The following is a 21935-nucleotide window of genomic DNA, read 5'->3' on the forward strand; positions in this document are numbered from 1 at the left end:
CGCGCGGAGGCCGGTCATCCGGGCGAATGAGATTCCCGCCACATCACAGCAGCAGGTTGATGACGATCGTCAGCAGGATCGACAGCAGCACGGACACGACGATCATGGCCAGGCAGCCCATCCAGCCGCCCAGCGGTCGCACGTCCCAGTTTCCGAACCTCATGCCGGGGGCACCTGCCCCCTCAGCGCGGGTTCAGATGTCTCATGACGGAGATTTGCCCTCGCGAACCAGCAGCGCCACGCACTCCACGTGGTGGGTCATCGGGAGCACATCGAAAACGCAAACCCCCAGGTCACAGCCTCGCGATCACGAGCCAGACGCCGCCATGCGCGCCTGATGCGCGATAATCTTCGACCACGCATCCTCAACCGCGTCATGCGCATCCGGCGCCAAATGCGAATACCGTTGCGTGGTCTGGATGCTGGAGTGCCCCAGCAACGCCTTCACGTCATACAACGGCACCCCCTGCTGCACCAACCACGACGCCGCCGTATGACGGCAATCATGAACGTCATACCGAGGCACCTCCACCCCATCCCCGGCCGCCGCATCGATCGCCTTGTACCAGACCACCCGGAAATTCGCCCCCGACAACGTCGGCCGCTCCCCCGTCTTCGGCGACCGCCGCCCCGCCACGAACACCCACGCGTCAACGGCCCGGCCCTCCAGCAGCGGCGCCAGCATGTCCAGCACATGCCGCGGCACCGGCACCTCACGCCGCGAGCTCGACGTCTTCGGGTACTGCTTCCACTTCCCGTACTGCGTCAGCGACCCGCGCACCTTGATGCGGCCGCGTAGCCAGTCGATAGGGTTGCCCGTCTCGTCCTCCCGATCGGCACCAGCCACCGCGGCGGCCTCACCCCACCGCAGGCCCGTGTAGCACATCAGCTCCACCATCGCCGCGTGCGTGGCAGGCAGCCGCCACACGATCTCATCCACCTGCGCGCGCGTGAACCAGCTCGGCGCCTTCGGCGGCGTCGCCGGAAGGTCGATCTTCTGGCAGGGGCTGACCTGAATCAGCTCCTCCAGCACGGCATCGCCGAGCATCGTCGCGAACAGGTTGTACGAGCGGCGGATCGCCTGCCGCCCCACCTTCTGCTGCTCCATCGTGCGCACCCATGTCTGCACGTCGATACGGCCGATCTCCCCTAGCGGCCACTCCCCCCAATAGGGCAGGATCCGCAGCCGGAGCTGGGCGTCGTCGCCGCGCCGGGTCTCCTCCTCCACGACCCGGGCCGGCCACCACTTCATGTGCCACTGCCCGACGGTGATTCTCCCCGCGTTCGGGTTGATCCGCCGACCCTTGGCGATCTTGTCTTCCTGCTCCGTCGCCCACACCTTGACGCGACTCTTGAACTTGTCCGTGTGGGTGATCCGCTTACCGGACGGCAGCCACACCGTGGCCTGCCAGAGTCCGGACGGTAACCGCCTGTACGACGCCATACGCTGTGCTCCTCCGCTCGCTCAGGGCTCGACAGACCAGCCGCCGCCGAGCACCGGCATCGTCGCCAGTAGATACCGCAGCACCTCCGTCCCGTGCAGCCCAATGAACTTCGCCACCTCCTCCGTCATCAGATCCGCAGGAACGAACACGTCGATCGTGCGGCTGACGTCGGCCTTGATGAGCTGGTCCCCGCCCAGCGAATGCTCCCTGTGCACACGCACCCGGTTAGGCCGGCGGCACCCCGGCAGAAGCGGCAGCTGCAACCCGTCGAGGACGGACTGGCTGAAGCTGGCGAACGCCGCCCCGATGAGCGGGTCGATCTGCCGCTCGTCGATGTTCCAGGAGATGATCCCGCAGCAGGAGCGGACGGAGACCGGGCCTAACGGGAGGAGAAGGGGGGAGACGGCGCGGAATCGGATCGTTCCACCGTGAGGGGACAGCGAGGCGAGCGAGGGTACTGCCATGGATCATCACCTTTGACATCCGGGGCGTATTTTGGGGCGTGCCGGAATAGTGTGACCCCGCAGACAACGGAATGGTTGAAAATTCTTCCGCCGAGTTACCGGTTCGTACCCCTGAGGTTAGGAACCCGACTGGCGCTCCTCCTCGTCAAACGCAGCCGCCATATCCTCCGCCATCCTGACAATCGTCTGCCTGCGCCGGTCAGACAGCGACTCCGGGACATGCACCGTGATCCACGCCCCGCTGCCCGTCTCCACGCGCAGCACGTCACCCAGATCCAGCCACTGAATCGCGGCCATGCGCTTCAGCGCATCAAGCCGGCGGCGGTAGTCGTCGGACCCGTCGGCGATGGACTCGCCCGGTGTTCCCGCTGCTAGGGCGCGTAGCCGCCACATTTCGGGGGCGCGCGGCACGCGGTTGGAGACCAGGTCTCCTATGTAGGTGTGGTTGAGCGTCTGACCCGTCTCGGGGTCGCGGCATTGCTCGGCAAGCGTGCGCCTGCTGAGGCCTGTCCGGTCCAGGTATGCCTGGACGTGGTCACTGAGGGGGCGCTCGGTGGCGCTGTCCTCATGGGTGTGCGGCGACATCGTGTGACGCCTCTCTGTAGCCCTCGCCTTGACTGCAATCCCCCCTTGCCGTCCGACAGCCTGTTGGGTGTTTCTGTCAACAAGTCGCCGACAGCAAGTATCCACGAGACACCTCGGACAACAAGATCGGGGTAATCAAACCAGATCCATCCGGCTACATGTGACCGGATCGCGACAGCCACTGGACAACAGGATGCACCCGCCCTAAGCTGTTGGAAAATTCTTCCAACGTCCCCAGGCGTTCCAGGAGGTTGCACACCGTGTCAGGACGCCCCCAGATGATCCTCCGCAACCGTGACGCGCTCAACGCGCTCATGCGAGGCCGGTACACCACCGTCACCCTCGCCGCCGAGGTCGGAGTCACCAAGCAGCTCATCGCCTACCTGTGCTCTGGCCGCCGCATCTCCTGCAGCAGGCCGACAGCGGAAGGCATCGAGAACGCCCTGGGATGCGTCGCCGGGACCCTTTTTTCGCCACGGACGGAAGAAGATTCTTCCAACGGAGAGGAGGAAGAAGTGCTGCTCACCATCCCCAAAGCAGCCAAAGCGCTTGGCGTGTCCAAGACGCACGCCTACCGGCTCGTCGCCGACGGCGACCTGCCGGTCGTCTACGTGGGCCGCCGCGGCTCGAAGAAGCCGATGGCCCGAGTGAAGACAACGGCGATCGACGAGTTCATCAAGAGCCGCGAGGCCGCTGCCGCCCGCTGAACGAAGCGGGCCCCCACCCGGATGCCGCCGGACGAGGGCCCGAAATCCCCACCCGCTCACCGAGTCTCTACACGAGAGGAGCAGATGGAGATGACCTCCATCATCCCAGACCAGCCCAGCACCGCTGAGCACACCGACCCCGCCAGCGCCAGGCGCGCCGCCTACACGGCCGGCCTGCGCGCCCTGGCCGACGCCCTCGACGCCAACCCCGACCTGCCGCTGCCTTGGCAGGGCGGCCCGTACATGGCGATGACGCTCCACTTCCTGGACGCCCAGGACCCGCGCGCCGAGATGGCCGCCGCCCGCCGCGCGCTCGGCATCCCGATGGACAAGGCGCCGCGCGAGGACGGCTACTTCGACATGAGGGGAACCCTCCACGGCGTCCACATCGCCTTCACCGCGTACCGCAAGGACGTGTGCGAGCGGGTCGTCGTCGGCACCCGCGAGGTCGAGATCGAGGAGCCCGACCCGGACGCGGTGGCGGCTCTGCCGACGGTGAAGCGGACCGAGGTCATCGAGGACGTGGAGTGGGTCTGCCACCCCATCCTCGCCACCGACGAGCCCGCAGGCGGTGCGGCATGAGCAACCTCCGCCCCGCCGCCGGCACGCCATTCGGGCGCGGCACTCAGTGCACCTATCAGGGCCTGGCGTTCATCGTCGTCAACGTTCACGGCGACTACCGCCTGATGGGGCTCGGCAGCACCCTGTCCGGCGTCACGGTTGAGGGCCGCGTCCTGGCCCACGTGTCGAAGCTCGCCGCGCGCGAGCACTACGTGACGATCGAGCCGGTCGAGCCTGCCACCGGCAAGAGGCGGCCCCGCCTGTGCATCACCGAGCACGAGACGGGCTCGCCGGTCCTCGTGCACGACGTGGAGGACTGGCTGCCGCTGGCCGAGCTGCGTGAGCAGGCGCTGGCGGTGGCCGCCCGGCTGGGTGTGCCGTTCCGTGAGCCGACGGACGAGCTGGCGGTCGCGCTGCTCGGGGTGGGTGTGTGATGGCCGCCACGATCACCGCCGCCACCGTCGGCAAGGTCTTGCGAACCGCAGCCGACCGCGTCGCCGCTCTGCCGCACGCGAAGGTCGTCAGGACGGACGTCCACCACGCACTCGCCGCCGCCGCCCCGTCGTACGCGCTGGCGCAGGCCGCGCTCGACCAGCTCGCCGCGCACGTTCCGGACGCCGCCTGGCTCAACACCTGGTCCAAGCCGCACCCGCGCGACGAGGTGGCCGCCGAGATGCGCGCTGCCGCCGACCGCGCCGACGTGCGCCCGTTCGACTGGACAGTCCGCCCGACGATCGTGCCGGTGCAGGTGCCGAGAGGTGAGAGCCGATGAACACCCCCGACCTCGAACTGCGCGGCGAACGCCCCTACAGCAGCCCCGCCAGGTACGAAGCGAACTTCGCCATCACCAGCGAACTCCTGCTCACCACCAAGGCCGCCAGCCCGCGCCCGTTCGCCATGCGCGCCACCCGGCTCCGGCTTATCTGGACCTGGCGCGGCGGCGAGTGGGAGTTGATCTGGATGTTCTTCGGCCACCGCTTCCGGAAGACCACGAACGACTGGTCGCCGCACGAGCAGGGCCTTATGACCAGCCGTGAGGCCGACCTGCCGGAGTGGGTGCTGCCGCTCATCGACGCCAACGCGCCGACCATGACGCCCACGGCTGGGGGTGAGGGCTGATGGCGCCCATCGACCACACCGGCCCCGGCCACCCTGACGTCCACCTCACCCTCGCCGAGATGCAGCCCGACGGGGGCGCCCTCTTCCAGACCTGGACCGTCTGCGGATGCTCCATCGGGCGGCTCCGCACCATCCTCGGCCAGCCGCACCAGGAGTCCATGCAGACGCTGGAGACGCTGCGGGCCACCGGCAGCGCGGTCAAGGACATCCCTGGCGTGATCCACCACGGGGAGGGATTGTGAGCCGTCTCCCTCGTCTGACCGGCCCCGCCGCCAACGACGAGCTGATCGACCAGCTCGCCGACTCGGTGCTCAACCGCACCACCCACATTCACCCCGAGCCCGGCCGTGGCGCTGACTACCACTGCCTCAATCTCACCTCGTACATGGGCGAGTGCATGGCCCCGGTCCTGGTGCGGCTCCGCGAGGTAACCGCGAGCTTGCGCGCCGCCGAGGACCGGACCGCTCGGGCGCTCGCGCTGATCGACGAGTGGGAGCTGGGCGACGTCATCCACCCCAGCGCGGCCGACCACCTGCGCCGCCTCCTCGCCCCGGAAGGCGGTGCGTGATGGGCCGTCTCTGCGAACTCGCCGCCTGCGGACGCACCGACACCACCCGCTGCCACGGCACCTACCTCTGCCCCACCTGCCGACCCCTCATCGAGCAGCCCGTGGCCGAGCGGCTCGCCGAGCCCCGGCCGCCCCAGCTCGCCAAGGGCACGCCCGTCGTCTGGGCCGGACAGACCGGCGCGTGGATCCTCCACGAGTACGAGGACGACCACACCGCGTGGATCCACCGGCCCGGCATCCGCATGCTCCCCACCGTCGGCCGGCCCGGCGGCGGGCTCGTGGACCTGGCCCCCTACGCGCGGGAGCCGGAGCACATGGAGCTGGTGCCGGTCGCGGAGCTCCGGCCCGCCGTCGTGGCCCTGGCCGGAGGTGCGTGATGGCCGACTTCCTCGTGCCGCCCGGCACCAACGAACTGATCAGCCAGCATCTCGTCACCTCCGCCGAGATCGCACGCCGCACCGGCGTCGGCCGCGCAGCAGTCGCCAACTGGCTCCACCGACACCCCAAGCTGGCCGCACTCGCCATCCCGCTCTCAACCGACAGCCCACGCAGCTTCGTCTTCTGGTGGCCCCAAGTCGAGGAATGCCTGGCCGAACTCGGGCTCCCCCGCGAGGAGGCCAAGAGCAACGGCTGGACGTCGAAGGCGCGCAGACCCGTACGCCCTCGCATGGCCTGCCCGGTCTGCTCGCGCGACGTGCAGAAGCGAGGCGACGGCATGCCGAGGACGCACCGCCCGCGATCCGACCAGCAGGGCCTCACCTGTGAATGCCCCGGCCGCCACTGCCGTGGGGGTTGCAACGAGGGGCGTGCCTGATGGCCAAGAAGATGCCGCCGCCGCCCAAGAACGGCGGCAAGAAGCCCGGCCTGCCGTGGCTGCCGCCCGGCACCCCGTCCACCTGGATGTGCCGCAACGGCCACATCAACCCGCGCTCGACCACCACCTGCCGGAGCTGCTGATGAGCACCTTCGAACCCGAATGGCCCGGCCTCCCCAGCGAAGACGAGATCTCCGAATACCTCGCCACCGCCGGATGCGACCTCGGCCACCCATACGACCCGTTCCCCGCCACGACCAAGCCCAAGCGGCCGTCGTGGCGCGGCGGCCCCGACATCGGCCCCGACGCCGAGCGCACCTACCTCGACGAACAGGACGACCAATGAGCATCCACACCACACCACACGCCCTCGCCGGCCAGGCCGCCACCCTCAAAGACGGCCGCACCCTCCGCGTCGAGGACTGGTGGGACCGCGCCGCCGGCGAATCCTGGCAGGTGTCACAGACCCCCGCCGCCTTCCTGTACGCGCTGCGGGTCAGCTCGGACGGGCTGCCGGTGGACAACGACGTCGTCTACGGCAAGGACGACGCCGGGTTCGGCCACCTGGTGCACGTCACGGAGATCGCCAGCGAGGGCGCGGCCCAGTGACCGCGACCCTCGACCGGCTCGCCGCCGGCACCCAGACGATCCAGCTCAACGACGGCTACACCGCCATCATCGACGCAGCCGACTCGCCCCTCCTGGCCGCCTACCAATGGCGGGTGCTCCGAGGGCACAACGGCAAGGTCGACGCCTACGCCTTCGACGGAAGCCGACCGGTGTACATGCACCGGATCGTGGCCGGCACGCCGAAGGGGTTCGAGACCGACCACATCAACGGTGACGGGCTGGACAACCGGCGATCCAACCTGCGGAGCGCGACGCCCTCGCAGAACCGCGCCAACATGTGGAAGCCCCGCCGCCCGGACGGAGGGGCGCACACTTCCCGGTTCAAGGGGGTCAGCTGGGACAAGTCCCGCAACCAGTGGCAATCGAAGATCAACCATCGCGGTGTCTGCAGGAATCTCGGAAGATACGCATCCGAGGAGGAGGCGGCGCGCGCGTATGACGCGGCGGCGCTCGCGGCATGGGGTGCTTTCGCCCGCCTGAACTTCCCGCGTGGTGATGTCACATGATCACCTCGCCAGGGATCTACGACATGCCCGAGGAAATCTACTTCAGCGACCCCGTCCCCGGCGGGTCGCTGTCCTCCTCCGGCGCCCGGCTGCTGCTGCAGCCTGGCGGCCCGGCCAAGTACCGGTGGCAGCAAGACCACCCGGCCGCCACGAAGAAGCACTTCGAGGTCGGCTCCGCCGCGCACAAGCTCGTGCTCGGCGCCGGACCCGAACTCGCACTGGTGGACAAAGAACGCTGGGACGACAAGGACACCAAGGCCAAGGTCGCCGAGATCCGCAAGCGCGGCGCCATCCCGCTCAAACGCGCCGACTGGCAAATGGTGCACGACATGGCCGACGCCATCCGCCGCCACCCCCTCGCCGGTCCTCTGTTCGATCCCGTTGAAGGCGAGGCGGAGAAGACGTTCATCTGGCAGGACCCGGCGACGGGCGTGTGGCGACGGGCCCGGCTCGACTGGGTCCCCAACTGCGGCGACGGCCGGTTCGTCATCGCCGACTACAAGACCACGGCCGCCGCATCCCGGCATGCCGTCGCCAAGACCATCGCCACCTACGGCTACTTCATGCAAGACCCCTGGTACCGCGACGCCGTCACAGCGGCCGGCCTCGACGACGACCCGCTGTTCGTCTTCGTCTTCCAGGAGAAGACGGCGCCGTACCTGGTCAACGTCGTCGCGCTCGACCCCGACGACGTCGAGGCCGGCCGGGAGCGGAACGAGCGCGCGCTCAACCTGTACGCCGACTGCGCCGCCACCGGCATCTGGCCCGGCTACGGCGACGACATCGCCCCCATCATCCTGCCCCGCTGGACCACCGACGCGTGGTCCGCCACCGACGCCATCACCGAGGAAATCCAGTGACCGAACTCGCCATCCCCAACCAGCAGCAGCGCGGCCACGAGCTGGCAGTCGCCCAGCCGAGCCCGCTCGTGCAGTTCGCCATGGAAGCCCAGCAGGCCGAGCAGATCGCCGTCGTGCTCGCCCGCTCCAGCTTCATCCCGGCCACCCTGCGCGGCAAGCCGCAGGAGATCACCGCCGCCATCCTCGCCGGGCAGGAACTCGGCCTGCCGCCCATGGCGACCCTGCGCAGCATCGACATCATCCAGGGCACGCCCGGCCTGCGCGCCCACGCCATGCGCGGCCTGGTCCAGTCGCACGGCCACACGGTGCAGGTCGTCGAATCCACCGACACCCGCTGCGTCATGCGCGGCCGCCGCAAGGGCGAAACCGAGTGGCAGCAAGTCGAATGGGACCTCGCCCGCGCCGAGGGGCTCGGGCTGACCAGCAAGAGCGAATGGAAGCGGCAGCCCCGCACCATGCTCGTGGCCCGCGCCACCGGCGAAATCTGCCGCCTCATCGCCTCCGACGTCCTGTACGCCATGCCGTACGCCTCCGAGGAACTCGACACCGAGACGCAGTACAGCGCCGAGGTGACGGTGAACGGCCGAGCCACCGCAAGCGACATCATCCGCCGCGAAACCGCGCCCCAGGCCGACGAAGCGCAGACGTCGGCCGCGCCCCCGCCGGCGAACACGGCGCAGCTGCGCGCGCTGAACATCCTCATGACGGAGTGCGGCGTCACCGCGCACACCGGCAAGGGCTCCACCACCCTCAACGACCAGGCCCGCTTCGCGTGGCTGACCGAGTTCCTCGGCCGGCCGGTCGAGGGCTCCACGAAGACGCTGACCGCCGACGAGGCGGACCGGGCGATCGGGCACCTGAAGCAGCAGCAAGTCGAGCGGGCGCAGCAGCGCGCCGAACTGGAGAACAAGATCGGCGCACTGTTCGACGGCATGGACAAGCCGATGTCCGGCGCGGACCGGCTGCGGGATCTGTCGCTGCTGCTGGGCCGGACGATCACCCGCCCGGCGGACGTCACGGACGCCGAACTGGCCGACGTCGCCGTGATCCTGGGCGACTGCCAGAGCAAGACGGAGGCGTGGGACGCCGCCATCGCGGCGCAGGAGCAGGCACGGCAGGCGAAGCAGGGTGCCTCGGCCGCTACCGAGGCCGTGGAGGCCACCCGATGACCGAGATCACCCCCGAGAAGGTCGCCAACCTCAAGCACCTACTCGACTCCGTCGGGGACCTCCCCTGGTTCCTGTCGGACTGCAAGGGCGACATGCAGATCTGGCGCGAGTCCGCCCTGACGCACGTCAGCCGGGAATGCTCTGGCGAGATCGTCGGCTACAGCACCCCCGGCTCGTACATGCGCAACGACCTGGTCGCCGAGTGGGAGCTGGACACGTGGGACGAGGGCGAGGACGAGGACGACGACGAGCGGCGCCGTATGGCCGAGCTCATCGTCGAGGCGGTCAACGCCCTGCCCGAGCTGCTCGCCCTCGCTGAGGCCGCTCAGGCGGAGCAGGACGGTGCGGCATGACCCGCATGCGACGCACCACCACCACCCCGCTCGGCCACCCCGTCGCCGGCGAACTCGTCCGCGACGACCTCGACAACCCCGTCGTCCCCCTCACCCTCGGCCCAGACCTGGTGCTCGACATCGACGACCCGGCCTGGTCACGCGACCTGGCCGCCGCCGCCTCCGTCGTCACCGGCGTGTTGGAGGCCGCGTACGGGCTGCCCGCCCCGGCCGGCCCGCAGTGCAGCTGCGACGAGGACCCGCTGGAGTGCGCCCACCAGGCCGCCAGGGGACGCGCTGAGGACGACCGTGACGCTTTCCGCGGGCTGCTGGTGCGCGCGGTGCGGGCGCGGCACATGGGTGAGCTGTCCGAGGTGCTGACGGAGGCACGGCAGGTGCTGGAGCGGTTCGACCTGCGCGACACGGCGCTGCCGGTGGAGGTGAGCGAGCTGTGATCGTCCTGCTGTGCATGGCGGCGTGCGCTGCCGCCGTCGTGGCCGCGCTGGCCGGCTACCTCCTCAACCCGACCTATCGGAAGCGGCGTGCGCAGCGGCGCCGGTGGGCCGCCCTGCGCGCTCACCGCCAGAGGGTCGCCGGGCAGCTCGCCCGCGACCCGGCCATGTGGGAGCGCTGGTGGGACGAGCGGCTCGCGCAGGGGCTGGACGACGAAGCCGACGTCCTGCGCGGGTCGGGTGATCCCTCATGAGGCCCGAAGGCACCCGCGTGTGGCGCAAGACCCGACGGGCCGCGCTCAAGGGCGTGGCGCGGGGCCGCCGCCACACGCACCGCGTCGAGACGCAGAACCCCGTACCCGGGTCGTCGTGGATGCGCCGTCACCCGCGCGAGTGGCCGCCGCACATCCTCCGCCTCTTCGAGGGTGCCTGATGGGCGACTACTACGAGAACGCGCTGACCCGCGCCTTCCGCGACGAAGTCGCGGACGTGGAGCCCCGCTACGTGCTCCCCACGATCGTGGCCGCCGCGCGCCGTCGTGAGGCGTGGCTGGTGGCGCTCGTCGCCACGGTGGCCGTGCTCGGCGCGCTGCTGATCGTGGTCGGGCTGCTCCTGCTGAGGGGCCAGGACCAGCCCGCCCCCGCCCCTTCCCCTTCTTCTTCTACGCGTCTCTGGGAGGCGTGATGACCAAGACCAACAGCACGCAGACCACCGGGGCCCCCACCATCGGGGGTGGGGCCCCGGCCACCCCAAGAACCCCCGAGGCCGCGCACGGTTGCCCTCCGAGCGCGACCTCGGGCACCACCCCCCACGTCATCGGCCTCGACCTGTCTATCACCGCCACCGGCATCGCGTTCCCGAGCCACCTCAGCGGCCCCGGCACCAGCACCATTCGGCCCACCGCCAAGGGAGACGAACGCCTCACCGAGATCCGCAATTGGCTCGCCGGCGACATCGCCGCCGCAGACCTCATCGTGATCGAAGACCTGCCACCGGTCCGCGCCAACGCCATCGCCGCCCTCGGCATGGTCCACGGCGTCATCCGCCTCGCCTGTTACGACCACGCGCGCGCCTTTGCACTCGTGCCGCCCGCCACGCTCAAGAAGTACGCCACCGGCAAAGGCAACGCCACCAAACCCGACATGCGTATGGCCCTCTACCAGCGCGCCGGCCTCGACCTCCGCGACGACAACCAAGTCGACGCCTGGTGGCTGCGGGCCATGGGCCTCGACGCCCTCGGCCACCCGATCGTCACCCTGCCCAAGACACACCGCGACGCCATTGCCAAGGTCGCCTGGCCCAAGGCGGTGGCACGGTGAACCAGCCCATCCACCAGCAACTCCGCAACATCCGCCGCCAACTCGCCATCACCCAACCCCACGCCGCCGACCAGCTCGGCGTCACCCTCTGGACCATCAGCACCTGGGACTCCGGACGCTACAGCCCCCGCATCCACCCCTACATCCGCTACGCCACCCTCCTCGGCCGCCAGCTCATCATCACCCGCCAAGGCGCCCTTCCCACACCGCTCACCGACGTGCTCCCCGACCTCGCCCAGGTCCGGCGCCCCCGGATCCGCACGCGCGACCTCGCCCAACGCCGCAACGTCCGCGCCCACACCATCACCGCGTTCGAGCGGCGCCTCGCAGCCGGAAGCAACCCCACCCTCGCCGACATCCAGACATACCTGCGCGGCTTCGACCACGACCTCCAGATCACCCCGCTCACCCAGGGGCGCGCAGCATGACCAGACGACGCACCATCACCTGCGCAGACTGCGGCAAACCCGGCCTCAACCACGCCCGAAACCTCGACGGCGTCTGCTACAGCCGCCACCAGCGCCGCGGAACCCTCGACCAATTCCCGCGCACCGCCGGCACCGCCGAACCATGGCAGCCAGCCCGGTCCGACGGCCAACGCATGATGGACCGCTACCGCGCCCTCGCCCAGCTCCGGCCGCCCATGAGCAAGCGCGCCATCGCCTGGGAACTGGGCGTTTCCGAGCGGTCCGTCGAACGCTACGCCGCCGCCCTGCGCGCCCAGCAAGCCGACCAGGCGCCAACCCGAACGGAGGCGGCATGACCACCACCACGATGCACACCGACACCAACCGCGTCCTCGCCCTCCTCGTCGCCGGCCACACCATGCAGGCCGTCGCCCAACGCTCCGGCTGGCCCATCACCGCCGTCCGCAAGCTGATCGGCCAACAGCCCGGCTGGCTCGTCGACAAAAACGGCCGCGTCTACAACCCCGGCCGCCCCCAGTACAAGGCGCAGCTGCCCGACGAAGTCCCCGTCGACCTCCTGGAATGGGCCCGCAACCTCCTTCAGGAGGCCGAAGCGCCCCGCACCATCCAATTCCAGGAACCCGCCGCCCGCCCCGCACCCAAGCCGCGGCCCGCGCAACCCGCACCCACCGCCAACCCGGCACCGCTACCCGGCCGGGCCGCCATCGACGGCACCCTCGTCACCGACCTCCCCCTCAACCGCATCCACGACCACCCGCACAACGTGCGCGACGACCTCGGCGACCTCACCGAACTCGCCGCCAGCATCACCGCCCAAGGGCTGCTCCAGCCCGTCACCGTCCGGCCCCAACCCGGAAAGCCCGGCGACTACGAACTACTCGCCGGACACCGCCGCCGCGCCGCCGCCCTCGAAGCCGGACTCACCAGCGTGCCCGCCGTCGTACGCCACGACGTCGACGACGCCGCCGCAATCGAAGTGATGCTCGTCGAGAACGTGCAACGGCGCGACCTCAACCCCATGGAGAAAGCCGAAGCCCTCGGCCGGCTCCGCGACCAGGGCTACAGCGGGGCGCTCATCTCCACCCGCACCGGCATCCCCCAGGGCACGGTGTCGGCGTCGCTGGCCCTGCTGGAGCTCGACGAGGCGTCCCGCGAGCGGGTCCGCTCCGGAGAGTTGACGGTGACCGACGCCCTCAACGCCATCCGCCGCCTGCGCAAGAAGGCGCGAGAAGCCCGCGCGGCCAGCAGCGGCGAGCAGCCCGCGTCGTGGTCGTGGGAGCCCGACTACCTCACGACGACGCACCCGCTCGCGCGCAAGGCCACCCGGTTGTGCGAGGCGCGCGAGCACACCACCCGCCGTCGGATCGGGCAGACCGCGTGCGGCCAGTGCTGGGAGTCAGTGATCCGCGCGGACGAGCGCATCGTCATCGCGGCCGAAAAGAGCAGCGAATGACCAGCCTCCTCGGCTACACCCCGCCCTGGGACGGCGTCGGGCTGTGCGCCGACCGGCCCCACCTCATGGCCGACCCCAACACCGCGAAGGCCACCTGCCGCCGCTGCCCCGTCCTCCCCGCCTGCCGCGACTGGGTGCTGTCCATCCCCATCCACGAAGGACCCGACGGCGTCGTCGCCGCCCTCACCTTCGCCGAACGGGAACGCATCCTGCTCGACCGCGAGCCGCCCCGCAAGTGCGACACCTGCCGCGAGGTCAAGCCGCTCTCGGCGTACGCGCAGAACGCCGAAGGCAAACCCAGCAGGCGCAACACCTGCCGCCCCTGCGTCGACCACCGCACCCACACCAAGCGCAAGCAGAAAGCCGACACCCGATGACCGCCTGGACCCGCCGCCAGCTCCACACCGCGCTCACCGACACCCGGGCCGAGAACGCGAAACTCCGCGACCAGCTCGCCGACCTCGCCAAACGCAACAACACCCTCACCCAGCAGCTCGCCGACGCCCGCACCATCACCAACGCCCTGCGCGCCGACAACCAGCAGCTCCGCGACCAGCTCGACACCATCCGGCGCGACCCGCTCCACGACCAGCTGCGCGCCGCCCAACGGCACGCGGCCGCGCTCGAGCAGCGCCTGGACGAGATGACGTGCAAGTCGCGCACGCTCGACACCACGCCGCAGGGGTGGAGCACGCGATGACCGGCCGCACCTACCTGCTCCGCGGAGAGCCCGTGACGGTCCTGCACACCTTCGTGCTGCCGTCACGGGCCCGCCCGCTCCCGCCCGCCCCGCCATGGCTGCACTGGGTCACGCCGCCGCCCGGAGCGCCCCGCAACGCCGCCGTACGCCTGCCCGACGGCCGGATCGTCGTCCGCCCCTTCCGAGGACTCCGGAGAACCACATGACCATCCGCATCGACCCCGCCGCCCGCCGCGCCTGGCACGGCAACCAGATGCTCTCCCTCGGCCAACGCGAATACGACCTCCTCACCCACCTCGCCCAACACCACGGCCGGGCCGTCCCCTTCAGCCAGCTCACCCGCGCCATCTACGGCGAACCACTCAACGACCGCACCCAGCGCAAAGTCCAAGAACTCGCCGCAGCGCTCCGCCGCAAACTCGGCGACACCCCGCCGTACCAGTACATCGTCAGCGTCCGCGGCGTCGGGTTCCGCCTGCCACGCCGGCACGTGACCGCGCCCACCCAGCGCGTGGAGATCAACGGGCAGGCGTACGACGTCGTCCACTGGCACAGGCAGGCAGACCACGGCGCCACCGCCGTATTCACCCTCTACGCCCGCCCCACCCCCGGCCACCGAAGACCGGCCCCGCCCCGCACCTGACCCATCCACCTCCGCACCAGCACCAAGGGGACCCCGGTTGATCACGGAGCACCAGCACGACTCCACGCTCTGGGACCGCGAGGCAGAAGCCGCAGTCCTCGGTATCTGCATGACCACCCCCTACGTGGTCAACCACATCCGCGCCGCCCTACCCGACCCCCAAGCCTTCTTCAACCCCGCCCACCAAACCATCTACGCCGCCATCCTCGACCTCGCCGACCACGACGGCCCCACCGACCCCGTCATCGTCGCCGACAAACTCACCCGCGACGGCACCCTCACCACCCTCCAACCCGAAGGCGGCCAGCTCTACCTCTACGAGCTCTACCGCAACGCACCCCTCGCCGGAGACCCCACCTGGCACGCAGGCATCGTCGCCCGCCACGCCGCCACCCGCCGCGCACTCCAAGCCCTCCAACGCGGCCTCCAATGGGTCACCAACGCCACCGACGCCGACATCGTCCACGACGCCCTCGCCGCCGCCCAGGAGGAACTGGCCAAGGCCCTCGGCGACGTCGCCGGCACCAACGCCGGCACCGCCAACGCCCTCGCCGGCCTCTACACCCCCATCCACTGGGAAACCGCGTTCGCCCGCCAACCCGACGACACCCCCTGGCTCGTCGAACCCCTCATCGCCCGCGGCCGCTCCATCGCCATCTACAGCCCGCCCAAAGCCGGCAAGAGCCTCCTCACGCTCGAGGTGGCCGCCGCCCTCGCCACCGGCCGGCCCGTCCTCGGCCAGCCCGCCCAGGAGCCCATGACCGTCATGTACATCGACATCGAAAACAGCGAGGAAGACATCGTCGAACGGCTCGAAAACCTCGGCTACGGCCCGCCCGACTTCCCGCTGCTGCAACAGCACCTCATCTACTACAGCTTCCCCAACCTGCCCGCTCTCGACAGCCAGGCCGGCGGGCAGCACATGGTGGCGCTCGCCAAGCACCACCAGCCCGTCCTGGTCGTGGTCGACACCGTGTCGCGGGTGATCGAAGGCAGCGAGAACGACGCGGACACGTTCGCCAACCTGTACCGGCACGCCTTGGCCCCGCTCAAGGGGATGGGCATCAGCGTGGTGCGGCTGGACCACTCCGGTAAGGACCTGGAGAAGGGGCAGCGCGGCTCGTCGGCGAAGAACGCGGACGTGGACGCCGTGTGGCTGGTGGTGAAGACGACGGAGTCGCAGCTGTATCTGAAGCGGGAGATGGCGCGGCAGCAGCACGGGGTGCCGTTGATCGAGTTGCGGCGGCGGGCGGATCCGCTGAGGCATGAGGTGCAGGCGGGTGCGGGTGGGTTGCCGCCGAAGGTGGCGCAGATCGTGGAGGTGTTGGAGCAGCTGCTGGTGCCGTTGGACGCGTCGCGTGAGGTGTGCCGGGAGGCGTTGGCGGATCAGGGGATCAAGGCGCGCAATGACGTGTTGTCGCAGGCGATCGCGGCGCGGAAGGCGGGTTTCTGACTATGGCCCTGACTCGCATCAAGCCTGTGGATAAACCTGTGGACAGTCCGTCCCCGATTTTGGGGACGATCATGAAAATCAGCGATCTTGAAAAGTGCCCTATACCCCCACCTTACACTCTCGCACCGCAGGTCACAGCATGTCCCGATTCGGACCAAGATCAGGGGACAGCATGGGGACGATCATGAAAACGAGTCGAAACCGCACGTCAAAGCCTCGCCCCCTATACAACGTAGATCAGATAGAGCTGATACCCCTCCCTGGTATGCCCAATCCGGGACAGCCCGGGACCCCCGGGGACGATCATGCAAAACCCCAGCTCAAACCCCCCACCAAAAATGGGACAGCCCGGGGACACGGGGACGATCTTGAGGCGGGCAGCAAGGCCGGGACCTGTCCCCGTCCCCTCCCCTCTTTAGAGGGGACGGGGTCCCGGACAGCCCCAGTCCCCCACCCAGCACGCCACCGCCAACCCCCCAAAACCACGATCACCGGCGACTGCGAACCCCACTGCCTCACCTGCCACCACCAAGACGGCAACGGCCACTGCACACCCCACTGCGCCACCACCTGCACCCACATGAACCAGCCCTACAAAGCCGACATCTGCATCACCCTGACCAAGGCCGACGCCTGGATCGTCATCAGCCCCAACACCGGCTACATGCACCTCCACGTCCCCGACTGCCCCCACTGCCACCACCACCACGCCCACGCCCCCACCGACCACCCCTGGCGCACCGCACCCTGCGGCAAGCCCTACCTGCTCACCATCCACGAACCGGAGCCGACCTCATGAGCAACGACGACCTGATGAGACAGGCCGGCGCCGTCCGCTGCGAGCAGCACGGCGGCCGGTGGGAGTGCTCGAAGAAGTCCAAGCGGTCCGCCTCTCGCTGCCACGCTCTGGCGATCAGGGGGACGAACGCGTGCAAGACGCACGGCGGCCAGAAGCGGGAGGTGTTGAAGGCGAAGGGCGCCGCCCTGTCGGCGTGGCGCGCGACCGGGGCCCAGGAGGTGACGCCGTCGGAGGCCGTAATGCAGATGCTCCAGGTGAGCTGGGCCAGGTTCCACCTGTACGCCTCGCTGCTGGAGCAGCAGGTGGCCGACGCCCATAGCGACGGCGGGCATGGCCTGGGCGACGACCCCGACCTCGGCCCCGGCGCCGGCCTCATCGGGCACACCCGGTCGGGTGTGAAGGACATCGGGATCTTCGCGACTGGTGAGGCCGCGCGCGGGCTCACCCTCCTCGAAGAGAAGGAGCGGGAGCGGGTCGTCAAGTTCGCCAAGACCGCGCACGACATGGGGATCGCCGACCGCGAGATTCGCCTTGCTGAAGCCCAAGGTCAGCTCATTGCTGGCGCCATCAGCCGCATCCTCGACGCCCTGGAGCTGTCCCCGTCGCAGCGCGCGCTCGTGCCGACGGTCGTGCCGGGCGTCCTCCTCGACATCGCGGGAGAGGGAGGCCAGCAGTGACCGGCATGACCGTCGAAGAGGGCGCCTGGGTGTACGAGCACATCATCCTCGGCTGGGTCGACAGCAACCACACCCGCCCCTGGTGCTGCCCGTCGTACGACAAAGATCTGCGGTGCCGCTGCCAACACCCCTGCTACCGCTGCCAGCACAGCACCCACCAGGGCGGCCAGTGCCGCACCTGCACCGAGCCGCCCGCCGACTGGGAACTGCGGCCGGAGACGTACCTCTACCACCCGCGCCTGCTCAAGCAGTGGTGGCTGTGGCCCAAGGACGAGCGTGTCACCGCCGTGTGGCTGGCCGATCGGATCTGCCGCGAGGTGTGCCGGTGCGACTGCTGCCACCCGATCGAGTACGAACCGCCGCCCGCGCCGGACCCGGTGGACCTGAGCCGGTTCGAGATGGTGCCGCTGTTCGACCTCGCCGGAAAGGCAGGCGACCGTGCTTGAGCCGTACTTCGCCGACGACACCGTGTCCCTCTACGTCGGGGACATGCGTGACGTGCTGCCCGCCCTCGGCGTGACCGCTGACCTGGTGCTCGCGGATCCGCCCTACGGCGAGACCAGCTTGAAGTGGGACCGGTGGCCGGACGGCTGGGTCAAGGTCGCCGCCGACGTGGCCAAGAGCCTGTGGTGCTTCGGGTCGATGCGCATGTTCCTGCAGCACGGGCGGGAGTTCGAGGACGCGGGCTGGAAGCTCTCCCAGGACGTCGTGTGGGAGAAGCACAACGCTACCGGCCCGGACGCCGACCGTTTCCGCCGCATCCACGAGCACGCCTTGCACTGGTATGTCGGCAGATGGGCCGATGTGCACAGGGAACCCCAGCGCATCACAACAGGAGTCGTCGAGCGCGGCAGGATCGTAAAGCAGGGCCGTAAGGACATCTACCATCGCGGCGAGTATCAGACCGGATCATGGAGCGACGACGGCACCCGCTTCCGAACCACGATCTTGCGGGCTCGGTCTATGCACCGCAACGGCGGCATCCACCCAACCGAGAAGCCTGTCGAAGGACTGCTCGACCCGCTGATCCGCTACGCCTGCCCGCCAGGCGGCCTCGTCGTCGACCCGTTCGCCGGGTCCGGCTCCACCCTCGAAGCCGCCCGCCTGTCCGGCCGCCGCGCCATTGGCATCGAAGCCGATGAGAGGTACGCCAAGCGGGCCGCCCGCCGCCTTTCGCAGACCCCGCTCCTCACCATCACCGGCGAGGGCGAATCTCACGCTCCGTAACTTTCGAGAATAGCTGTTCCCGCACAAGTAGAGGTGATCTGTATGTCTAACGCTCACGCTCCGCTACACCCGATCGGCCGCCAGGTCCTCGACGTCCCCATGCACGACGACGACTCCGGCGCCACCACCATCCGGGGCTACCTCGCAGCCCTCGCCGCCGCCGTCTGGGGCCAGGGCGAGGAGTTCAGCGGCAAGCGGCCGTTCGGCAACAGCGGCTGGCACCGGCACGTGTTCGCCGCGCTGGCCGACGCGGGCATGATCGACGGCACGCCCGACAAGTACGGCCGCCTCTCCGACGCCGCCGAGGACAGGGGGCGAGACCTCATCGCCGCCGCCCTCAAGGCACTCGCCGAGCCTGTGGCACCCAACCAGGTCTGGATCAACGACACCGCGTACGAGGTCCTGGAGTGGGACTGGCGCGACATCGACAACGAGGGCACCACCACCTGGCACCTGTACGCCCGCGAGCTCGACACCCTCCCCGACGACGAGCCCGGGGAGCAGCCGTGATCGCCCTGTCCGTCCGCCAGCCCTGGGCGTACGCCATCACCGCCGGCCTCAAGCCGATCGAGAACCGCACCTGGCCCACCCGGCACCGGGGGCTGCTCGCCATCCACGCGAGCGCCCGCTGGGACGGCAACGACGCCGCCGCGACCGTCTTCAAGTTGTCCGGCCAGTACGTCATGAAGGCGCCCATGTCCGCGATCGTCGGCGTCGTCGAGGTGGTCGGGGTGCACCAGTCGCTCACCTGTGTCCGGCCTGGCCGTTCCCGGCATACGCACCCGGAGGGGCCGTTCACCTGCTCGCCCTGGGCGGTCGGGCTGGGCGAGTTCGATGGGATGTGGCACTGGGAGTTGGCGAACGCCCGCCAGTTGGCCGAGCCCGTCGAGTGCAAGGGACGCCTCGGGCTGTGGCCGGTGGCGCCTGAGGTTGAGGCGGCGGTGCTGGCGCAGATCGGAGCGGACGCGTGATCTGCGACGTGTGCGGCCTGCCCGACCCGTACAACGGCGGAGGCGACGGCATCGGCTCCTGCTACTGCCCGCGCGGCGACTGCGGCGCCCCGGACGGGTCGGGGTTCTGCACCTGCCCGACCGAGGACGACGGGCCTGCCTGCTGGGAGCTGGCTTCTGGCGGTGGGGTGCGCTGCGGTCTGGATGTGGATCACGAGGGCGAGCATCGGTTCACGATCTGGGAGGGGCCACGCGCGGCTGTGAGCGTTTCTCGGGCCGTCCAGACGCCAGGACATCACGACAGCCTCGAAAACCCGCCTACGGCCGCCACAGCCCCGCCCGCGACCCATCCCGCCCGCGACCCCCAACACCGAAACGAGGACCGATGACCGACCCCGACAAGCCCTGCCCACACGAGAACTTCGACGCCTTCGTCGAAATCAACCGCCTCACCACCGTCGAGGACGGCCCGGTCACCGGCTACAGCGCCGACATCCGCGTCACCTGCCACGACTGCCATGAGCCGTTCCGCTGGACCGGCCTCGAAGCTGGTCTCTCCCAAGCACGGCCGATGTGCAGCGTGGACGAGACCATCCTCGTCGCCCCGCTCCGCCCCGCCAGCGCTGACCCGGACTTCGGGCTCGGGCTGCCCGGCTACGCCGTTCGGATCCGGGAGGCGGGCCGATGACCACCCTCCGAGAAACTGGCGAAGCCCTCGGCCTCACCGTCACCAAGCCCTACCGAATCGGGCTCGGCTGGGACCTCGAACGGCTCTGCACGCACCTGGCCCTCTTCGGCCGGTGGCGAGCCGCCCCGCACCGCAACTGGCGAGGCGTCCGCTACACCCTCAAGCTCATGGCCAAGTCCGCCCGTCGCCGCTCCTGGTGGGGGATCTGGCAGTGCGAGGGCAGCCTCGGCCTGAACGCCCGGCGCGGGCTCACCGCGCGCGCGGCCGAGCGGCGCATGCTCCGCGACGAGATCAACGCGGCGCTCAGCCAGAACGGAGGCACCTACCGTGGCTGAGATCGAAGTCACCACCTGGGACGGCGACACCTGGACCGTCACCATCGCCGAACCCACCCACTGCGACACCGACGCCATCCACAGAGCCGCCACCGACTACGGACTCCGCGCCCGCCTCATCACCATCCTCTGGAGCGCCCACCGCCCCACCCCCACCAGCGAAGCCAGCATCGGCGGCTACGTCTGGGAGATCGCCGACCGGCTCGCCACCGCCCTCGAAGGCGACCTGCTGGCGTGCCCGCCCGCGTGGGAATGCGTGTGCGGCACCATCAACCACGGCCAGTGGTCGAGCCGCGAGACGTGCAAGGGCTGCCGGACCGAGATCGCGAAGCCGACGCAGGTGGCCGCGCACTACCGGCTGGTGCCGCCGCCTGCGGAGAACGGCGTGCTCGCCCGCATGCTGGAGGCCGCGCGGGCGCGACGTGACGACGGGATGGTCGTCGTGCGCCGGGCGGATCTCGACCTCGTCATGAACGGCGCCGGAGACGCCACCCGCATGACCAACTGGGCGGACGCCTGCCAACGCATCCGCGACGCCCTCGAAGGAGGCCGCCATGGGTGAGTCGCGCGTCTGGGCCGCCGCGCTCGGCACCCCGCTCGACGGGCCCAGCTGGGCCGAGATCGGCACTCTCGTCGGCGACGGCCTGGGCGTCGAGCACGAGGAGCCGCTCCCAGCGGATTGGCCGTTCGACACGCTGACCACCATCACGGGAAGGGTTCGCCTCGCCTGGGGCGGCTACCGCTGGCTGTTCCGCCGCACGTCCCCGGCCGCGTCGCGGGTCAAGCGCGAATACCGCAGGCGGCGCCGATGAGCCGCACCACCCGGATCGCCGTACACCTGACCATCCTCGGCCTCATCGCCGACCTGGCCTACCTCCTCGTCTGCGCCGCCGTGCTGTTCTTCCTCGACGGCATGTGGCTGGAGAGCGTCGCCTACGTCGCAGTCGGTAGCAGCACGATCGCCTGGATCTCCACCATCGGCGCGGCCCGCACCCGCGCCCTGCTCGTCCGCACCAGCACCAACCAGGGGGACTGACCATTGCCCATCCGC

General features: G+C 69.8%; 43 protein-coding genes. 40 read left to right on the forward strand and 3 right to left on the reverse strand.

Going from position 1 to position 21935, the window contains the following annotated elements; all coding sequences use genetic code 11:
- Positions 1-307: 307 nt before the first annotated feature.
- The 3 genes from ABZW11_RS26315 to ABZW11_RS26325 all read right to left on the reverse strand — a co-directional run bounded on the left by ABZW11_RS26315 (position 308) and on the right by ABZW11_RS26325 (position 2494).
- Positions 308-1444, reverse strand: coding sequence for a tyrosine-type recombinase/integrase (locus ABZW11_RS26315; RefSeq protein ID WP_355422085.1), 1137 nt, complete (start codon positions 1442-1444; stop codon positions 308-310).
- A gap of 21 nt (positions 1445-1465) precedes the next feature.
- On the reverse strand, positions 1466-1909 hold the full coding sequence (locus tag ABZW11_RS26320) for a hypothetical protein (RefSeq protein WP_355422088.1): 444 nt from the start codon (positions 1907-1909) through the stop codon (positions 1466-1468).
- Positions 1910-2026: 117 nt separating this feature from the next.
- Complete coding sequence (locus ABZW11_RS26325; RefSeq protein WP_355422091.1) at positions 2027-2494, reverse strand: hypothetical protein; 468 nt, start codon at positions 2492-2494, stop codon at positions 2027-2029.
- Positions 2495-2772: 278 nt separating this feature from the next.
- Between ABZW11_RS26325 and ABZW11_RS26330 the strand changes: the two genes are divergently transcribed.
- The 40 genes from ABZW11_RS26330 (at position 2773) to ABZW11_RS26525 (ending at position 21920) form a co-directional block, all read left to right on the forward strand.
- Entirely contained in the window at positions 2773-3201 is a 429-nt protein-coding gene (locus tag ABZW11_RS26330) for a helix-turn-helix domain-containing protein (protein WP_355422094.1), read from the forward strand.
- 90 nt (positions 3202-3291) lie between these two features.
- Complete coding sequence (locus ABZW11_RS26335; RefSeq protein ID WP_355422096.1) at positions 3292-3783, forward strand: hypothetical protein; 492 nt, start codon at positions 3292-3294, stop codon at positions 3781-3783.
- A complete protein-coding gene (locus ABZW11_RS26340; protein ID WP_355422099.1) occupies positions 3780-4196 on the forward strand; it encodes a hypothetical protein in 417 nt (138 codons plus the stop codon). The genes ABZW11_RS26335 and ABZW11_RS26340 overlap by 4 nt, the downstream gene beginning before the upstream one ends.
- Entirely contained in the window at positions 4196-4534 is a 339-nt protein-coding gene (locus ABZW11_RS26345; RefSeq protein ID WP_355422101.1) for a hypothetical protein, read from the forward strand. The genes ABZW11_RS26340 and ABZW11_RS26345 overlap by 1 nt, the downstream gene beginning before the upstream one ends.
- Positions 4531-4881, forward strand: a complete 351-nt coding sequence (locus ABZW11_RS26350) for a hypothetical protein (RefSeq protein ID WP_355422104.1) — start codon at positions 4531-4533, stop codon at positions 4879-4881. The genes ABZW11_RS26345 and ABZW11_RS26350 overlap by 4 nt, the downstream gene beginning before the upstream one ends.
- Entirely contained in the window at positions 4881-5123 is a 243-nt protein-coding gene (locus tag ABZW11_RS26355; RefSeq protein WP_355422107.1) for a hypothetical protein, read from the forward strand. Before ABZW11_RS26350 ends, ABZW11_RS26355 begins: the two co-directional genes overlap by 1 nt.
- On the forward strand, positions 5120-5449 hold the full coding sequence (locus ABZW11_RS26360) for a hypothetical protein (RefSeq protein ID WP_355422110.1): 330 nt from the start codon (positions 5120-5122) through the stop codon (positions 5447-5449). Before ABZW11_RS26355 ends, ABZW11_RS26360 begins: the two co-directional genes overlap by 4 nt.
- Positions 5449-5826 carry a hypothetical protein gene (locus ABZW11_RS26365; RefSeq protein ID WP_355422112.1) on the forward strand — a complete coding sequence of 126 codons (378 nt, stop codon included), beginning with the start codon at positions 5449-5451 and terminating at the stop codon, positions 5824-5826. The genes ABZW11_RS26360 and ABZW11_RS26365 overlap by 1 nt, the downstream gene beginning before the upstream one ends.
- Positions 5826-6263: a hypothetical protein gene (locus ABZW11_RS26370; RefSeq protein ID WP_355422115.1), complete on the forward strand. Its 438-nt coding sequence runs from the start codon at positions 5826-5828 to the stop codon at positions 6261-6263. Before ABZW11_RS26365 ends, ABZW11_RS26370 begins: the two co-directional genes overlap by 1 nt.
- Positions 6263-6406, forward strand: a complete 144-nt coding sequence (locus tag ABZW11_RS26375) for a hypothetical protein (RefSeq protein WP_355422118.1) — start codon at positions 6263-6265, stop codon at positions 6404-6406. The genes ABZW11_RS26370 and ABZW11_RS26375 overlap by 1 nt, the downstream gene beginning before the upstream one ends.
- The gene (locus ABZW11_RS26380) at positions 6406-6609 is read left to right on the forward strand and encodes a hypothetical protein (RefSeq protein ID WP_355422121.1); all 204 of its coding nucleotides are present in this window, start codon (positions 6406-6408) and stop codon (positions 6607-6609) included. Before ABZW11_RS26375 ends, ABZW11_RS26380 begins: the two co-directional genes overlap by 1 nt.
- Positions 6606-6872: a hypothetical protein gene (locus ABZW11_RS26385; RefSeq protein WP_355422124.1), complete on the forward strand. Its 267-nt coding sequence runs from the start codon at positions 6606-6608 to the stop codon at positions 6870-6872. Before ABZW11_RS26380 ends, ABZW11_RS26385 begins: the two co-directional genes overlap by 4 nt.
- Complete coding sequence (locus ABZW11_RS26390; RefSeq protein ID WP_355422127.1) at positions 6869-7399, forward strand: HNH endonuclease; 531 nt, start codon at positions 6869-6871, stop codon at positions 7397-7399. The genes ABZW11_RS26385 and ABZW11_RS26390 overlap by 4 nt, the downstream gene beginning before the upstream one ends.
- Positions 7396-8259, forward strand: coding sequence for a PD-(D/E)XK nuclease-like domain-containing protein (locus ABZW11_RS26395; protein WP_355422130.1), 864 nt, complete (start codon positions 7396-7398; stop codon positions 8257-8259). Before ABZW11_RS26390 ends, ABZW11_RS26395 begins: the two co-directional genes overlap by 4 nt.
- On the forward strand, positions 8256-9428 hold the full coding sequence (locus tag ABZW11_RS26400; RefSeq protein WP_355422133.1) for a hypothetical protein: 1173 nt from the start codon (positions 8256-8258) through the stop codon (positions 9426-9428). Before ABZW11_RS26395 ends, ABZW11_RS26400 begins: the two co-directional genes overlap by 4 nt.
- The gene (locus tag ABZW11_RS26405) at positions 9425-9781 is read left to right on the forward strand and encodes a hypothetical protein (protein ID WP_355422136.1); all 357 of its coding nucleotides are present in this window, start codon (positions 9425-9427) and stop codon (positions 9779-9781) included. The genes ABZW11_RS26400 and ABZW11_RS26405 overlap by 4 nt, the downstream gene beginning before the upstream one ends.
- Positions 9778-10215 carry a hypothetical protein gene (locus ABZW11_RS26410; RefSeq protein WP_355422139.1) on the forward strand — a complete coding sequence of 146 codons (438 nt, stop codon included), beginning with the start codon at positions 9778-9780 and terminating at the stop codon, positions 10213-10215. The genes ABZW11_RS26405 and ABZW11_RS26410 overlap by 4 nt, the downstream gene beginning before the upstream one ends.
- Positions 10212-10466: a hypothetical protein gene (locus tag ABZW11_RS26415; protein WP_355422142.1), complete on the forward strand. Its 255-nt coding sequence runs from the start codon at positions 10212-10214 to the stop codon at positions 10464-10466. The genes ABZW11_RS26410 and ABZW11_RS26415 overlap by 4 nt, the downstream gene beginning before the upstream one ends.
- The gene (locus ABZW11_RS26420; protein WP_355422145.1) at positions 10463-10645 is read left to right on the forward strand and encodes a hypothetical protein; all 183 of its coding nucleotides are present in this window, start codon (positions 10463-10465) and stop codon (positions 10643-10645) included. Before ABZW11_RS26415 ends, ABZW11_RS26420 begins: the two co-directional genes overlap by 4 nt.
- Positions 10645-10896 (forward strand): hypothetical protein, encoded by a 252-nt coding sequence (locus tag ABZW11_RS26425; protein ID WP_355422148.1) that lies wholly within the window; start codon positions 10645-10647, stop codon positions 10894-10896. Before ABZW11_RS26420 ends, ABZW11_RS26425 begins: the two co-directional genes overlap by 1 nt.
- A complete protein-coding gene (locus ABZW11_RS26430) occupies positions 10896-11531 on the forward strand; it encodes a hypothetical protein (protein WP_355422150.1) in 636 nt (211 codons plus the stop codon). Before ABZW11_RS26425 ends, ABZW11_RS26430 begins: the two co-directional genes overlap by 1 nt.
- Complete coding sequence (locus ABZW11_RS26435; protein WP_355422152.1) at positions 11528-11959, forward strand: helix-turn-helix transcriptional regulator; 432 nt, start codon at positions 11528-11530, stop codon at positions 11957-11959. Before ABZW11_RS26430 ends, ABZW11_RS26435 begins: the two co-directional genes overlap by 4 nt.
- A complete protein-coding gene (locus ABZW11_RS26440) occupies positions 11956-12294 on the forward strand; it encodes a hypothetical protein (RefSeq protein ID WP_355422155.1) in 339 nt (112 codons plus the stop codon). The genes ABZW11_RS26435 and ABZW11_RS26440 overlap by 4 nt, the downstream gene beginning before the upstream one ends.
- On the forward strand, positions 12291-13412 hold the full coding sequence (locus ABZW11_RS26445) for a ParB/RepB/Spo0J family partition protein (protein ID WP_355422158.1): 1122 nt from the start codon (positions 12291-12293) through the stop codon (positions 13410-13412). The genes ABZW11_RS26440 and ABZW11_RS26445 overlap by 4 nt, the downstream gene beginning before the upstream one ends.
- The gene (locus tag ABZW11_RS26450) at positions 13409-13789 is read left to right on the forward strand and encodes a WhiB family transcriptional regulator (protein WP_355422161.1); all 381 of its coding nucleotides are present in this window, start codon (positions 13409-13411) and stop codon (positions 13787-13789) included. The genes ABZW11_RS26445 and ABZW11_RS26450 overlap by 4 nt, the downstream gene beginning before the upstream one ends.
- Positions 13786-14112 carry a hypothetical protein gene (locus ABZW11_RS26455; protein ID WP_355422164.1) on the forward strand — a complete coding sequence of 109 codons (327 nt, stop codon included), beginning with the start codon at positions 13786-13788 and terminating at the stop codon, positions 14110-14112. Before ABZW11_RS26450 ends, ABZW11_RS26455 begins: the two co-directional genes overlap by 4 nt.
- A complete protein-coding gene (locus ABZW11_RS26460) occupies positions 14109-14318 on the forward strand; it encodes a hypothetical protein (RefSeq protein ID WP_355422167.1) in 210 nt (69 codons plus the stop codon). Before ABZW11_RS26455 ends, ABZW11_RS26460 begins: the two co-directional genes overlap by 4 nt.
- Positions 14315-14755 carry a winged helix-turn-helix domain-containing protein gene (locus ABZW11_RS26465; RefSeq protein ID WP_355422169.1) on the forward strand — a complete coding sequence of 147 codons (441 nt, stop codon included), beginning with the start codon at positions 14315-14317 and terminating at the stop codon, positions 14753-14755. The genes ABZW11_RS26460 and ABZW11_RS26465 overlap by 4 nt, the downstream gene beginning before the upstream one ends.
- 37 nt (positions 14756-14792) lie before the next feature.
- Positions 14793-16208, forward strand: coding sequence for an AAA family ATPase (locus tag ABZW11_RS26470; protein ID WP_355422171.1), 1416 nt, complete (start codon positions 14793-14795; stop codon positions 16206-16208).
- 580 nt (positions 16209-16788) lie between these two features.
- Complete coding sequence (locus ABZW11_RS26475; RefSeq protein ID WP_355422174.1) at positions 16789-17007, forward strand: hypothetical protein; 219 nt, start codon at positions 16789-16791, stop codon at positions 17005-17007.
- Complete coding sequence (locus ABZW11_RS26480; RefSeq protein WP_355422177.1) at positions 17004-17684, forward strand: hypothetical protein; 681 nt, start codon at positions 17004-17006, stop codon at positions 17682-17684. Before ABZW11_RS26475 ends, ABZW11_RS26480 begins: the two co-directional genes overlap by 4 nt.
- Positions 17681-18130 carry a hypothetical protein gene (locus ABZW11_RS26485; RefSeq protein ID WP_355422180.1) on the forward strand — a complete coding sequence of 150 codons (450 nt, stop codon included), beginning with the start codon at positions 17681-17683 and terminating at the stop codon, positions 18128-18130. Before ABZW11_RS26480 ends, ABZW11_RS26485 begins: the two co-directional genes overlap by 4 nt.
- The gene (locus ABZW11_RS26490) at positions 18123-18911 is read left to right on the forward strand and encodes a site-specific DNA-methyltransferase (RefSeq protein WP_355422183.1); all 789 of its coding nucleotides are present in this window, start codon (positions 18123-18125) and stop codon (positions 18909-18911) included. Before ABZW11_RS26485 ends, ABZW11_RS26490 begins: the two co-directional genes overlap by 8 nt.
- 42 nt (positions 18912-18953) lie before the next feature.
- Complete coding sequence (locus ABZW11_RS26495; protein ID WP_355422186.1) at positions 18954-19421, forward strand: hypothetical protein; 468 nt, start codon at positions 18954-18956, stop codon at positions 19419-19421.
- Entirely contained in the window at positions 19418-19882 is a 465-nt protein-coding gene (locus ABZW11_RS26500) for an ASCH domain-containing protein (protein WP_355422188.1), read from the forward strand. The genes ABZW11_RS26495 and ABZW11_RS26500 overlap by 4 nt, the downstream gene beginning before the upstream one ends.
- A gap of 364 nt (positions 19883-20246) precedes the next feature.
- Positions 20247-20549, forward strand: a complete 303-nt coding sequence (locus ABZW11_RS26505; protein ID WP_355422191.1) for a hypothetical protein — start codon at positions 20247-20249, stop codon at positions 20547-20549.
- Positions 20546-20884, forward strand: a complete 339-nt coding sequence (locus ABZW11_RS26510) for a hypothetical protein (protein ID WP_355422194.1) — start codon at positions 20546-20548, stop codon at positions 20882-20884. The genes ABZW11_RS26505 and ABZW11_RS26510 overlap by 4 nt, the downstream gene beginning before the upstream one ends.
- Positions 20877-21446: a hypothetical protein gene (locus ABZW11_RS26515; protein ID WP_355422197.1), complete on the forward strand. Its 570-nt coding sequence runs from the start codon at positions 20877-20879 to the stop codon at positions 21444-21446. Before ABZW11_RS26510 ends, ABZW11_RS26515 begins: the two co-directional genes overlap by 8 nt.
- A complete protein-coding gene (locus tag ABZW11_RS26520; protein WP_355422200.1) occupies positions 21439-21696 on the forward strand; it encodes a hypothetical protein in 258 nt (85 codons plus the stop codon). Before ABZW11_RS26515 ends, ABZW11_RS26520 begins: the two co-directional genes overlap by 8 nt.
- Positions 21693-21920 carry a hypothetical protein gene (locus ABZW11_RS26525; protein WP_355422203.1) on the forward strand — a complete coding sequence of 76 codons (228 nt, stop codon included), beginning with the start codon at positions 21693-21695 and terminating at the stop codon, positions 21918-21920. The genes ABZW11_RS26520 and ABZW11_RS26525 overlap by 4 nt, the downstream gene beginning before the upstream one ends.
- The last annotated feature ends 15 nt before the right edge of the window (positions 21921-21935 follow it).

The organism is Nonomuraea sp. NPDC004580 (genome assembly GCF_040609855.1).
Taxonomy (GTDB): domain Bacteria; phylum Actinomycetota; class Actinomycetes; order Streptosporangiales; family Streptosporangiaceae; genus Nonomuraea; species Nonomuraea salmonea.